A 13,305-nucleotide genomic window follows, 5' to 3' on the forward strand; every position below is an offset into this window, starting at 1 on the left:
TGGTCTCCCCTCCCTCGCCTTTGGCGGAGCGCGGTTGCCTGACTTGCGGGCAACCGTGGAGGGACCCGCGATGTGGGAGGGGGCTGCGGCTTTACCGGCCAGCGGAAGTTCTTGCCAAATCCGAGGTGTTGTTCTAGGATCTGGGTCCTACAATGTTTTGGTCGCAAAGGACGAACGGAACACCCCCTGCACACTGTTCCATAGTGTTCCATAGTGTTCCATTCGCCGCTTCACGGGACCGTTGTCCCACCCGACCTCTCCCAGCGAGGCTGGGGGAGGGGCTGTTTCCTTTTCCAAGCCCCCCGATGACCCCTGTCCTCCGCCTTTCCGGCATCACCAAACGCTTCGGCCCGCTGCTCGCCAACGATGCCATCTCGCTGACGCTGCGAGCCGGCGAGGTGCTGGCGTTGCTGGGCGAGAACGGCGCCGGCAAGACGACGCTGATGAACATCCTGTTCGGTCATTACGTGGCCGACGAGGGAACGGTCGAGGCGTTCGGCTTGCCCCTGCCGCCGGGCTCGCCGCGCGCGGCGCTGGAGGCGGGCATCGGCATGGTGCACCAGCACTTCACGCTGGCCGACAATCTGTCGGTGCTCGACAACGTCGCGGTGGGCACCGAGCCGCTGTGGCGGCTCTGGTCGGACCGCGCGGCGGCGCGGCGCCGGCTGCTCGACCTTGCCAGCCGCTTTGGGCTGGGCGTGCGGCCGGACGCGTTGGTCGGCGAGTTGTCGGTGGGCGAGCGGCAGCGCGTCGAGATCCTCAAGGCGCTCACCCGCGACGCCCGCATCCTGATCCTCGACGAGCCCACTGCGGTGCTCACCCCGCAGGAGGCCGCCGGCCTGTTCGACACGCTGCGCCGTCTGACGGCGGATGGCCTGTCGGTGGTCTTCATCAGCCACAAGATGAACGAGGTCTTCGCGGTCAGCGACACTGTGGCGGTGCTGCGCGGCGGCCGGCTGGTCGCCACCCGCGCCACCGCCGAAACCAACCGCGAAGAGTTGGCGGCGCTCATGGTCGGCCGCGAGCTGAAGCCTCCCACGCCGACGCCCATGGCGCCGGGCGAACCGGTGCTGACGCTGTCCGGCGTGACCATCGCCTCCGGCCATGGGCGACCGTTGCTCGACGCGGTGGACCTCACCGTGCGCCGGCACCAGATCGTCGGCATCGCCGGTGTGTCGGGCAACGGGCAGACGGCATTGGCCGATCTGGTCAGCGGACTGCTCCACCCGGATGCCGGGACGATGACGCTGCTGGGTGAGCCGGTGAACGAAGCCGACCCCGCCGCCATGGTCCGCCGCGGCGTCGCGCGCATTCCAGAGGACCGGCACGCCGCCGGCCTCGTCGGCGCCATGTCCGTGTGGGAGAACCTGATCGCCGAGCGCTACCGCGACCCCGCCTTCTCCCGCCTGGGCGTGCTGAAGCGCGGCGCCGCGCGCGCCTACGCGGACGAGGTCATCCACGCGTTCGACGTGCGCTGTCCGGGGCCGGACGCGCGCACGCAACTGCTGTCCGGCGGCAACATGCAGAAGCTGATCCTCGGCCGCACGCTGGCGCACGGCCCGGACCTGATCCTGGCGAGCCAGCCGACGCGCGGGCTCGACGTCGGTGCGGTGACCTACGTGCACGGGCGCCTGCTGGAGGCGCGCGCGGCCGGCGCGGGGGTGCTGCTGATCTCCGAGGATCTGGACGAGATCCTGGCGCTGGCGGATGGCATCGCGGTGATCTACCACGGCCGCCTGACGCCGCTGCTGCCGCACGACCGCGTGTCGATCCGCCAACTCGGCCTGCTGATGGCCGGGCAGTGGGAAGTTCTGTCGGAGATCGCCGATGCGGCTTGAACCGCGCACGCACACCCCGCTGGCTGTCCGCGTGCTGGCGCCCGTGGGGGCGGTGCTGGCGGCGCTGGCGCTGTGCGCGCTGCTGGTGGCGTGGACCGGGGCGCCGGTGCTGCGCGCCTACGCGCTGCTGGTCGAGGGGGCGGTCGGTTCGCGCTTCGCGCTGACCGAGACGCTGACCCGCGCCACGCCGCTGATCCTCACCGGCCTTGCCGCTGCCGTCGCCTTCCGCGCCAAGCTGTGGAACATCGGCGCCGAGGGGCAGCTCTACATGGGGGCGCTGGTCGCGGTGATGCTGGGCGGCGGCGCCTTGACCCTGCCGGCGTGGCTGCTGCTGCCCACCGTGCTGCTGGCTGGAGCGCTGGCCGGCGGGTTGACGCTGCTGGGACCGGCTGTGCTGAAGGTGCGCTTCGGCGTGGACGAGGTGGTGACGACGCTGCTGCTGAACTTCGTCGTGCTGCTGCTGGTCTCCATGCTGCTGGAGGGTGCCTTGAAGGACCCCATGGGCATGGGCTGGCCGCAGTCGGCGCCCGTCGTCGAGGCGGCCGAGCTGCCGAAGCTGGTGGCGCGCACCCGGCTGCACGCCGGGCTGGCGATCGCGTTGGGGCTGGCGGTGATCCTCTGGCTGATCGACACCCGCACCATCTGGGGCTACGAAAACCGCGCGGTCGGCGCCAACCCGCGCGCCGCGGCCTTCGCGGGCATGCCGGTGACGCGCGTCATGCTGCGCACCGCCGTGCTGTCCGGCGGCCTTGCCGGGCTGGCCGGGGCGGCGGAGGTGTGCGGGCTGAAAGGCTACCTGACGCTCGATCTGTCGCCGGGGTTCGGCTACAGCGGCATCGTCGTCGCCATGCTGGCGCAGCTTCACCCGCTGGGCGTGGTGGGGGCGGCGCTGTTCATCGCCGGCATCTTCGTCGGCGCCGACGCCATGAGCCGCACCATGCCCGTGCCCAACTACATCGCCGACGTGCTGGTGGCGTCCAGCCTGTTGTGCATGCTGGTGGCCGGGCTGCTGGCGCGCTATCGGCTGCGGCGGGGCTGAGGCCATGGAAATCTTCGATGTCCTGGTCTCGGCCGCCTTCTGGACCGCGGTGCTGCGCATCGCCACGCCCTACGTGCTGGGCACGCTGGGGGAGTTGCTGTGCGAGCGCGCCGGGGTGCTGAACCTCGGCATCGAAGGCATCATGACGCTGGGCGCCATGGCCGGCTGGATGGCGGTCTATCAGGGGGCCGACTTGTGGACCGGCGTACTGGTGGCGATGGCGTGCGGCGCGCTGATGGGCTTGCTGCACGCCTCGCTGACCGTGCCGCTCGGCCTGTCGCAGCACGTGGCGGGGATCGGCGTGACGCTGCTGGGCACCAGCCTGTCGTACTTCGTCTACCGCCTCGTGCTGCCCCAGGCCAGCACGCCGCCGACCATCATCCCGTTCCAGCCCGTGGCGCTGCCGGGAGCGCTGGCGCAGACGCCGCTGACCTATCTGGCCGCCGTGCTCGTGGCCGTGGTCGCTTACGTGCTGTACCGCACGCCCCTCGGGCTGGCGGTGCGCATGGTCGGCGAGAACCCCGACGCCGCCGAGGCGCAAGGGCTCAGCGTCACCGCCGTGCGCGTCGGCGCGGTGATGGCGGGCAGCGCGCTGATGGCGCTGGGCGGCGCCTTCCTGACGCTGTCGGCGTTCAACGCCTTCTTCTTCAACATGGTCAACGGGCGCGGCTGGATCTGCATCGCCCTGGTGGTCTTCGCCTCGTGGCGGCCGGGCAAGGCGTTGCTGGGGGCGCTGCTGTTCGCCGCCTTCGACGCTTTCCAGTTGCGCTTGCAGCAGATTGCCGGCGGTGTGTTGCCCTACCAAGTGTTCCTGATGCTGCCCTACCTGTTGAGCATCCTGGCGCTGGTCCTGGTGGCGCGCCGCGCCGCCTACCCGCGCGCCCTGATGATCCCCTACCGCAAGGGAGAACGCTGATGTTCGATCTGATCCTGCGCCGCGCCTCGCTGCCGGACGGGCGCACGGGAATGGACATCGGCATCCGCGAGGGCCGTATCGCCGCCGTGGAACCCAACCTGTCCGGTGACACCGGCGCCGAGATCGACGCGACCGGCCGGCTGGTGACGCCGCCCTTCGTGGATTCTCATTTCCACATGGATTCGACGCTCAGCTACGGCCTGCCGCGAGTCAACCGTTCCGGCACGCTGCTGGAGGGAATCGCGCTGTGGGGCGAGCTGAAGCCGCACCTTGTGCAGGAGTCCATCATCGAACGCGCGCTGGCCTACTGCGACTGGGCGGTGGCGCGCGGCCTGCTGGCGATCCGCAGCCACGTGGACGTCTGCGACCCGCGCCTGCTAGCCGTCGAGGCGCTGCTGGAGGTGAAGAAGCGCGTTGCCCCCTACCTCGACCTGCAACTGGTAGCCTTCCCGCAGGACGGCGTGCTGCGCTCCCCCGGCGCGCAAGAACTGCTGAAACGCGCGCTGGACATGGGCGTGGACGTGGTCGGCGGCATCCCGCATTTCGAGCGCACCATGGCCGACGGCGCCGCCTCGGTGAAACTGCTGTGCGAGATCGCGGCCGAGCGCGGCCTGCTGGTGGACATGCACTGCGACGAGACCGACGACCCGCTGTCCCGCCACGTCGAGACGCTGGCCTGCGAGACGCAACGGCTGGGCATGCAGGGCAGGGTGACGGGCTCGCACCTGACCTCCATGCATTCCATGGACAACTATTATGTCTCCAAGCTGATTCCGCTGATGGCGGAGGCGGACCTCGGCGTCGTCAGCAACCCTCTGATCAACATCACCCTGCAAGGCCGCCATGACACCTACCCCAAGCGCCGCGGCATGACCCGCGTGCCCGAGTTGATGGCCGCCGGGCTGACGGTGGCGCTCGGCCACGACTGCGTGATGGACCCCTGGTACCCCCTCGGTTCCGCCGACATGCTGGAAGTCGCGCACATGGGACTGCATGTGGCGCAGATGACCGGCAGCGACGGCATCGCCGCCTGCTTCCGCGCGGTCACCGAGAACCCGGCCAAGCTGCTGCACCTCGACGGCTACGGGCTGAATCCTGGCTGCCACGCCGATCTGGTGGTGCTCCAGGCCGGCGACCCGGTGGAGGCGATCCGCACCCGCGCCACCCGCCTGTTCGTGCTCCGCCGCGGGCGCGTGGTGAGCCGCTGCGCCCCGGTGCAGGCGGACCTCGACCTGCCCGGCCGTCCCTCGGGGGTGAGCTTCACCCGGCCCGGCCCCGGATAATCCCGACGAAACGGGTTTGGTATCGATCTTGCTGGACGAGTGTCGTAGAAGGGCTGCGCCCAGCCGGCAAGACGAGGCGTGTTCGTGCGAGTTCTCCTGGTTGACGACGATCCCGACCGCGCTGCGGTGGTGCGGGACAGCCTGCGGCACATCGGGGCCGAGATCGCCGCGCAGATCGGTCTGGAGGCCGATTTGCGCGCGGCCATCGCCAGCGTCAAGCCGGACCTCATCGTCGTGGACCTCGACTGCCCATATCGCGACTACCTCGAAGACCTCATGCAGATCAACCGCGAGAACCCGCGGCCCATCGCCATGTTCGTCGGCGAGGAAGACCGTGCGCTGATGGCGCAGGGCGTGCAGGCGGGGGTTAGTGTTTATGCAGTAGACGGCCTCAGCCCAAAATTTGTGCGCTCGGTCATGGAGACGGTGCTCGGTCACTTCCACCGCTTTCGCCAGCTCAACGAGGAGCTGGAAAAGTCGCGCACCGCCCTGTCCGACCGAAAGCTGGTGGACCGCGCCAAGGGCCTGTTGATGACCCACCGGGGCTTGGGCGAGGACGAGGCGTACCGCTACCTGCGCAAGCTGGCGATGGATCAGAACAAGCGCCTTGCGGAGATCGCCGAAACCGTCATCGCCATGGCCGACCTGCTGAAGCGGTAGTGCTGCCCATTTTCCGGGCATCACTCCTTTGTGCATAAAACGTTATCATAATTGCCGCATCCTAAGGCAGACGTCGCCGCCCTGACAGCCGGCGCGCGGCACGGGCGAATCCCGTAATCCCCCGCAAATCCACGGCTTTGTGCGATGCAGCGCAACTGGCACGCCCCTTGCTTACGTCATAGCGCTGGTCCTGGCAATGGCGTCGGGACCGCGGTACGGGCGAAGCGCCAACGGCGGCGTGAAACCCTCTTGAGATTCAAGTCCGGGCCAAAGCTGGCTCGGCACCCGGACAACGGCGTCCGAATGGAAGCGGCTTTGGCTGCTTACCGTTCGGGCGCCTTTTTGTTTGCCAACATTTTGAGCGGAAGGTCGCGATGGCTGGATCGAACGGAGCGCTGGAGAAGAGCCGCCTGACGCTCGGCTTCGTGCCGCTGACCGACTGCGCGCCGCTGGTCATGGGTGTGGAGAAGGGCTTCTTCGCCGCCCAAGGGTTGGACGTGACGCTGTCGCGGGAAGCCTCCTGGGCCAACATCCGCGACAAGGTGGCGGTCGGCCTGCTGGACGGCGCGCAGATGTTGGCCGGCATTCCGCTGGCGGCGACGGCGGGTGTCGGCCGGATCGACGTGCCGATGCTGACGGGCGTGTCGCTGGGCCTGAACGGCAACGCCATCACCGTTTCCGAGCGCCTGCACCGGTTGATGGCTGAGGCCGACCCGCTGCGTCCGGCCGGCGCGCACGCGCTGAAGCCGGTCATCGACGCCCGGCGGGCGGCGGGCCTGACGCCGCTGGTCTTCGGCGTCGTCCTCGCGGTGTCGAGCCACGCCTTCCAACTGCGCATGTGGCTGGCGTCCGCCGGCATCGACCCCGACCACGACGTGCGGCTGGTGGTGATCCCGCCGCCGCAGATGGTGGCGAGCCTGAAAGCCAACGAGATCGACGGCTTCTGCGTTGGGGAGCCGTGGAACGCCCTGGCCGTGCACGAGGGCATCGGCCGTATCCTCATCACCGGCTACGAGCTGTGGAACAACGCGCCTGAGAAGGTTCTGGGCGTGACCGCCGACTGGGCCGCCGCGAACCCCGGCACGCACCGCGCGCTCATCAGCGCGCTGATTGAGACGGCGCGCTGGCTCGACACCCCGGAGAACCGGGACGAGACCGCCCGCGTGCTTGCCGCCGCCAGTCACGTCGGCGTGCCCGAGGCGGTGCTGCGCCCGTCGCTGGCCGGCATCGCCTTCCACCGCCACGCCGCCACCTTCCCCTGGCGTTCGCACGCGCTGTGGTTCCTGGCGCAGATGGTGCGCTGGGGCCAGTTGCCGGCGGAGGCCGATCTGGCCCGCGTGGCGGCCTCGGTCTATCGCGCCGACCTCTACCGCGCCGCCGCCTCCGACCTGGGCGAGCCGGTGCCGCTGGCCGACACCAAGCCCGAGGGTCTGCACGACGCGCCCTGGACGCTGGCCGGGACGTTGGCCGACGCCACCGCGCCCATCGTGATGGGACCTGACTGCTTCTTCGACGGCCGTGGCTTCGACCCGGCCGACCCGCTCGGCGGCATCGCCCGCCGCGTGCCCGAACCCGCCTGATCCGACACCGCCCCGACCTGCCACACACGGAATGGATGAGCCTCCCATGAGCGAGACCAAGACCCACCCCGTTCTGCCCGCGCTCACCCGCCGCAGCCTGCTGGCCGGCACCGCGGCCCTCGTCGCCGCCGCCCGCACGGCGCTGCCGGGCGGCGCCTGGGCCGCCGGCCTGGATACGCCCGAGACCACCAAGGCGGTGCTGGGCTTCATCGCGCTGACCGACGCCACGCCGCTGATCATCGCCAAGGAAAAGGGCCTGTTCGCCAAGTACGGCATGCCCGACGTGGAGGTGCAGAAGCAGGCCTCCTGGGGCACCACGCGCGACAATCTGGAACTGGGCTCGGCCGGCGGCGGCATTGACGGCGCGCACATTCTGACGCCGATGCCCTACCTGATGAGCGCCGGCAAGATCACCAAGAACAGCCAGAAAGTGCCGATGACGATCCTCGCCCGCCTGAACACGGACGGGCAGGCGCTGTCAGTGGCGAACGCCTTCAAGGCGACGGGGGCGGGCCTCGACTCCTCGCCGCTGAAGGCCGTCTTCGCCGACGCCCGCAAGGCCGGCAAGGACATCAAGTGCGCCATGACCTTCCCCGGCGGCACCCACGATCTGTGGCTGCGCTACTGGCTGTCGGCCGGCGGCATCGACCCGGACAAGGACGTGTCCACCATCGTCGTGCCCCCGCCGCAGATGGTCGCCAACATGAAGACCGGCACCATGGAGGCCTTCTGCGTCGGCGAGCCGTGGAACGCCCAGCTGGTGACGCAGGGCATCGGCTTCACCGCCGCCATCACCGGCGAGCTGTGGAAGGGCCATCCGGAAAAGTCGCTGGGCCTGCGCACGGACTGGGTCGAGAAGCATCCGAAAGCCGCGAAGGCCCTGCTGATGGCGGTGCTGGAGGCGCAGATGTGGGCCGACAAGCCCGAGAACAAGGCGGAGATGTGCCAGATCGTCGGCAAGCGCGAGTGGCTGAAGATCGACAGCGCCGACATCCTCGGCCGCGCCCAGGGCAACGTCGACTACGGGACCGGCAAGGTGGTCAAGGACAGCCCGCTCTTGATGAAGTTCTGGCGTGACCACGCCTCCTACCCCTTCCAGAGCCACGATCTGTGGTTCCTGACCGAGGATGTGCGCTGGGGTTATCTGCCCGGCAGCACCGACCTCAAGGCGCTGATCGCGCAGGTCAACCGCGAGGACATCTGGCGCTCGGCCGCCTCGGCGCTGGGGGTGAGCGATCTGCCGGCCTCCACCTCGCGGGGTAAGGAAACCTTCTTCGACGGCAAAATCTTCGACCCCGACAGCCCCGACACCTACCTCGCCAGCCTCGCCATCCGGCGGGTTTGAGACCTCGTTTGATCAAGGGATCCCCCATGACGGCCCTCACCGAATCCCAAGCCCCCGCCTCGCCGCTGTCCCGCCTTGCCGGCGTCGGCCCGGCCATCGCTTCCTGGCTGCGCAACGCGGTCGCCAACACGTTGCCGCCGCTGGTGGCGCTCGCCATCCTGCTGGGCGCCTGGCAGATGCTGTGCATGGGCACCGGCGCCTCGCTGCCGGCACCGACCAAGGTGGTGGCCGACACCTGGCAGCTGATCGCCGACCCGTTCTTCGACCATGGCGGCACCGACAAGGGCCTGTTCTGGCACCTCGCCGCCAGCCTGAAGCGCGTCGCCATCGGGTTCTCGCTGTCGGCCGTGGGCGGAATCCTGCTGGGGGTGCTGATCGGCCAGTCCAGCCTCGCCTACCGCGGGCTCGACCCGATCTTCCAGGTGCTGCGCACGGTGCCGCCGCTGGCGTGGCTGCCGATCTCGCTGGCCGCCTTCCGCAACGCCGACCCGTCCGCCATCTTCGTGATCTTCATCACCGCGGTGTGGCCGATCATCCTCAACACCGCGGTCGGCATCCGGCAGATCCCGCAGGACTACCGCAACGTCGCTCGCGTCATGCGCCTGAGCGGCCCCGAATACTTCTTCAAGATCATGCTGCCGGCCACCGTGCCGTACATGTTCACCGGCCTGCGCATCGGCATCGGCCTTTCCTGGCTGGCCATCGTCGCCGCGGAAATGCTGATCGGCGGCGTCGGCATCGGCTTCTTCATCTGGGACGCGTGGAACAGCTCGCTGATGAGCGAGATCATCCTGGCGCTGATCTACGTCGGCATCGTCGGCTTCATGCTCGACCGCATCATCGGGATGATCGCCGCCCGCGTGTCCGGCCCCAAGGCCCGTTCGTAAAGGAGCCCCGACGATGACCGCTTATCTCAGCCTCGAAAACGTCGGCATGGAGTTCACCCGCGGCAAGGCCCGGTCGGTGGTGCTCAAAGACGTGTCGCTCAAGATCGGCCGCGGCGAGTTCATTTCGATCATCGGCCATTCCGGCTGCGGCAAGTCGACGGTGCTGAACATCGTCGCCGGCCTGCTGCGCTGCACCACCGGCGGCGTGCTGTTGGAGAACCGCGAGGTGGACAGCCCCGGCCCCGACCGCGCCGTGGTGTTCCAGAACCACTCTCTGCTGCCGTGGCTTACCGTCTACGACAACGTCCGCATCGGCGTGGACAAGGTGTTCGGCGGCTCCAAGAGCAAGGCCGAGCGGCACGAGTGGACGCTGCGCAACCTGTCGCTGGTCCACATGGACCACGCGATCTCCAAGTACCCGGAGGAGATCTCCGGCGGCATGAAGCAGCGCGTCGGCATCGCCCGCGCGCTCGCCATGGAGCCCAAGGTTCTGCTGATGGACGAGCCGTTCGGCGCCCTGGACGCGCTGACCCGCGCGCACCTTCAGGACAGCCTGATGGAGATCCAGACCACGCTGGGCAACACGGTGATCATGATCACCCACGACGTGGACGAGGCGGTGCTGCTGTCCGACCGCATCGTGATGATGACCAACGGCCCATCGGCCACCATCGGCCAGGTGCTCGACGTGCCCCTGAAGCGCCCGCGCCGCCGGCTCGAGCTGGCCGAGGACCCGACCTACGTGCACTGCCGTGGCGAGGTGCTGCGCTTTCTCTACGAGCGCCACCGTCACGTCGAAGCCGCCTGAACACCGCTGCCAGTCTCGGGGAATGAGCATGACCAAAGAACGTCTCGTCGTCGTCGGCAACGGCATGGCCGGCATCCGTACGCTGGAGGAGCTGCTGCTCCGCGCGCCGGACCGCTACGACATCACCGTGTTCGGCGCCGAGCCGCACCCGAACTACAACCGCATCATGCTCTCACCGGTGCTGGCCGGGGAGAAGCGCTTCGACCAGATCATCCTGAACGGCTTGGACTGGTACGAGCAGCACAACATCACGCTCCACACCGGTGACCGGGTCGAGAGCATCGACCGCGAGGCCCGCACCGTCACCTCGGCCGGCGGCGTCACCGTGCCCTATGACAAGCTGCTGCTCGCCATCGGCTCGAACCCGGTGATCCTGCCGATCCCCGGCAAGGATCTGCCCGGCGTCGTCGGCTTCCGCGACCTGTCGGACGTCGAGGCGATGGTCGCGGCGGCCAAGTCCGGCACCCACGCCGTGGTGATCGGCGGCGGCCTCCTGGGCCTCGAAGCGGCGAACGGTCTGGCGGTCAACGGCATGGAGGTGACCGTCCTCCACCTCATGGGCACGCTGATGGAGCGCCAGCTCGACGAGGCGGCCGGCTGCCTTCTCCAGTCCGAACTGGAAAGCCGCGGCATCAAGATCCTCACCAAGGTGCAGACCGAGGCCATCACCGGCGATGGCAAGGTGCAGATGGTCAAGCTCGCCGATGGGCGCGAGCTGGACGCCGACCTCGTGGTCATGGCGGTGGGCATCCGCCCGAACACCGGGCTCGGCACGCTGGCCGGGCTGGAGGTCAACCGCGGCATCGTGGTGAACGACCATATGGTGACCTCCGACCTGCACGTGCTGGCGGTCGGCGAGTGCGTCGAGCATCGCGGCCAGACCTACGGCCTCGTGGCGCCGCTGTGGGATATGGCCAAGGTCTGCGCCGACCATCTGGCGGGCACGCCGGCGGACGCCGGCTACACCGGCACCGTCTCGGCGACGCGGCTGAAGGTGACGGGGGTGGAGCTGTTCTCCGCCGGCTGCTTCGGCGACACCGGCACCGAGGACGTCGTCTTCCGCGACGGTGCGCGCGGCATCTATAAGCGCCTCGTGCTGCGCGAGAACCGCATCATCGGCACGGTTCTGTACGGCGACACCAAGGACGGTCCCTGGTACTTCCAGCTGCTCAAGGACGCCGAGGACGTCTCGGAACTGCGCGACACGCTGATCTTCGGCCAGGGAGCGGGCGCCCAGACGCAGGACCCTTTCGCGGCCATCGCCGCGCTGCCTGACAATGCGGAGATCTGCGGCTGCAACGGCGTCAACAAGGCCACCGTCGTCGCCGCCATCCGCGACAAGGGCTGCTGCTCGGTCGACGACATCCGCACGCACACCAAGGCGTCGGCGTCGTGCGGCGGCTGCACCGGGCTGGTCGAGAAGCTGCTGGCCCACACGCTGGGCGACGGCTATCAGGTGCAGACTGGGCCGAAGCCGATGTGCAAGTGCACGCACCTGCCGCACGACGACGTGCGCCGGCTGATCCTCATCGACAGGCTGAAGTCGATCCCGGCGGTCATGCAGGCGCTGGAATGGACGACGCCGGAGGGCTGCGCGTCGTGTCGGCCGGCGCTGAACTACTACCTGATGTGCGCGTGGCCGGGTGAGTACAAGGACGACAACCAGTCGCGCTTCATCAACGAGCGCGTCCACGCCAACATCCAGAAGGACGGCACCTATTCGGTGGTCCCGCGCATGTGGGGCGGCCTGACCAACGCGTCCGAGCTGCGCGCCATCGCCGACGTGGTGGAGAAGTTCGAGATCCCCACCGTCAAGGTCACCGGCGGCCAGCGCATCGACCTGCTGGGCGTCCGGAAGGAGGACCTCCCCGCCGTCTGGTCCGACCTCAACAAGGCCGGCATGGTCTCGGGCCACGCCTACGCCAAGGGGCTGCGCACGGTGAAGACCTGTGTCGGCTCGGAATGGTGCCGCTTCGGCACGCAGGCGGCCATGAGCATGGGCGTGACGCTGGAGAAGATGACCTGGGGCACCTGGACGCCGCACAAGTTCAAGATGGCGGTGTCCGGCTGCCCGCGCAATTGCGCCGAGGCGACCATCAAGGACTTCGGCGTCGTCGCGGTGGACAGCGGCTGGGAATTGCACGTCGGCGGCAACGGCGGCCTGCACGTGCGCGCCACCGACTTGCTGATGAAGGTCGAGAGCGAGGAGGAGGTGGTCGAGATCTGCGGCGCCTTCCTCCAGCTCTACCGCGAGGAGGCCCGCTATCTGGAGCGCACCGCGCCGTGGATCGAGCGCGTCGGCATCGACTACGTCCGCGCCCGCATGGCGGACATCGAGGTGCGCGAGGCGCTGCACCAGCGCTTCCTCGCCTCCCAGCGCTTCGAGCAGATCGACCCCTGGGCCGAGCGCGCTTCAGGCGCGGTGGACAACCACGAGTTCGCGCCGCTCGCCTCTCTCATTTCCCTCGCCGCGGAGTGACCGCCATGAACGCCATGAGCCCGCAGACCTGGATCGCCGTCGGCCGTGTCACCGACATCCCGCGCCGGGGGGCCCGGATTGTCAAGGCACCGGGAGGCGACATCGCCATCTTCCGCACCGGCAACGACGAGGTCTATGCGCTGCGCGACCGCTGCCCGCACGCCCACGGCCCGCTGTCCAACGGCATCGTGCACGGCCGCAAGGTGACCTGCCCGCTGCACGGCATGGTCTTCGACCTGGGCACCGGCACCGCGGTCGGTCCCGACGCCTGCCAAGCAGAGACCATCGGCGTGAGGGTGGTCGGCGGAACGATCGAACTGGCTCGCCCCTTGGCTGGGGAGTAATGCGGTGGTAGATCTCGGCGCACTTAATCCCTCTCCCCCCTGGGGAGAGGGTGGCCCGCAGGGCCGGGTGAGGGGGTTCTCGGGGGACAATGAACCTCCGCAACGCGCAACCCCCTCACCCCAACC

Annotated in this window: 11 protein-coding genes; all 11 read left to right on the forward strand. The window is 68.9% G+C overall.

Features of this window, described 5'->3' with window-relative positions; all coding sequences use genetic code 11:
• Positions 1 to 305 precede the first annotated feature (305 nt).
• The 11 genes from ACSVDD_RS00730 to nirD all read left to right on the forward strand — a co-directional run bounded on the left by ACSVDD_RS00730 (position 306) and on the right by nirD (position 13,179).
• The gene (locus tag ACSVDD_RS00730) at positions 306 to 1,838 is read left to right on the forward strand and encodes an ABC transporter ATP-binding protein (RefSeq protein ID WP_448187369.1); all 1,533 of its coding nucleotides are present in this window, start codon (positions 306 to 308) and stop codon (positions 1,836 to 1,838) included.
• A complete protein-coding gene (locus ACSVDD_RS00735) occupies positions 1,828 to 2,877 on the forward strand; it encodes an ABC transporter permease (RefSeq protein WP_448187370.1) in 1,050 nt (349 codons plus the stop codon). The genes ACSVDD_RS00730 and ACSVDD_RS00735 overlap by 11 nt, the downstream gene beginning before the upstream one ends.
• A 4-nt stretch (positions 2,878 to 2,881) precedes the next feature.
• Entirely contained in the window at positions 2,882 to 3,793 is a 912-nt protein-coding gene (locus tag ACSVDD_RS00740; RefSeq protein ID WP_448187371.1) for an ABC transporter permease, read from the forward strand.
• Positions 3,793 to 5,076: an amidohydrolase family protein gene (locus ACSVDD_RS00745; protein ID WP_448187372.1), complete on the forward strand. Its 1,284-nt coding sequence runs from the start codon at positions 3,793 to 3,795 to the stop codon at positions 5,074 to 5,076. Before ACSVDD_RS00740 ends, ACSVDD_RS00745 begins: the two co-directional genes overlap by 1 nt.
• Positions 5,077 to 5,160: 84 nt before the next feature.
• Positions 5,161 to 5,736, forward strand: a complete 576-nt coding sequence (locus ACSVDD_RS00750) for an ANTAR domain-containing response regulator (protein WP_448187373.1) — start codon at positions 5,161 to 5,163, stop codon at positions 5,734 to 5,736.
• Positions 5,737 to 6,110: 374 nt separating this feature from the next.
• Positions 6,111 to 7,316 (forward strand): CmpA/NrtA family ABC transporter substrate-binding protein, encoded by a 1,206-nt coding sequence (locus tag ACSVDD_RS00755; protein ID WP_448187374.1) that lies wholly within the window; start codon positions 6,111 to 6,113, stop codon positions 7,314 to 7,316.
• Between the two features lie 46 nt (positions 7,317 to 7,362).
• Complete coding sequence (locus ACSVDD_RS00760) at positions 7,363 to 8,661, forward strand: CmpA/NrtA family ABC transporter substrate-binding protein (protein WP_448187375.1); 1,299 nt, start codon at positions 7,363 to 7,365, stop codon at positions 8,659 to 8,661.
• A 26-nt stretch (positions 8,662 to 8,687) separates the two neighbouring features.
• On the forward strand, positions 8,688 to 9,548 hold the full coding sequence (gene ntrB, locus ACSVDD_RS00765; RefSeq protein WP_448187376.1) for a nitrate ABC transporter permease: 861 nt from the start codon (positions 8,688 to 8,690) through the stop codon (positions 9,546 to 9,548).
• A gap of 13 nt (positions 9,549 to 9,561) precedes the next feature.
• Positions 9,562 to 10,356, forward strand: coding sequence for an ABC transporter ATP-binding protein (locus tag ACSVDD_RS00770; protein WP_448187377.1), 795 nt, complete (start codon positions 9,562 to 9,564; stop codon positions 10,354 to 10,356).
• 22 nt (positions 10,357 to 10,378) lie between these two features.
• The gene (gene nirB / locus ACSVDD_RS00775) at positions 10,379 to 12,835 is read left to right on the forward strand and encodes a nitrite reductase large subunit NirB (RefSeq protein ID WP_448187378.1); all 2,457 of its coding nucleotides are present in this window, start codon (positions 10,379 to 10,381) and stop codon (positions 12,833 to 12,835) included.
• Positions 12,836 to 12,840: 5 nt separating this feature from the next.
• Complete coding sequence (gene nirD / locus ACSVDD_RS00780; protein WP_448187379.1) at positions 12,841 to 13,179, forward strand: nitrite reductase small subunit NirD; 339 nt, start codon at positions 12,841 to 12,843, stop codon at positions 13,177 to 13,179.
• Positions 13,180 to 13,305 lie beyond the last annotated feature (126 nt).

The organism is Azospirillum terrae, assembly GCF_053470425.1.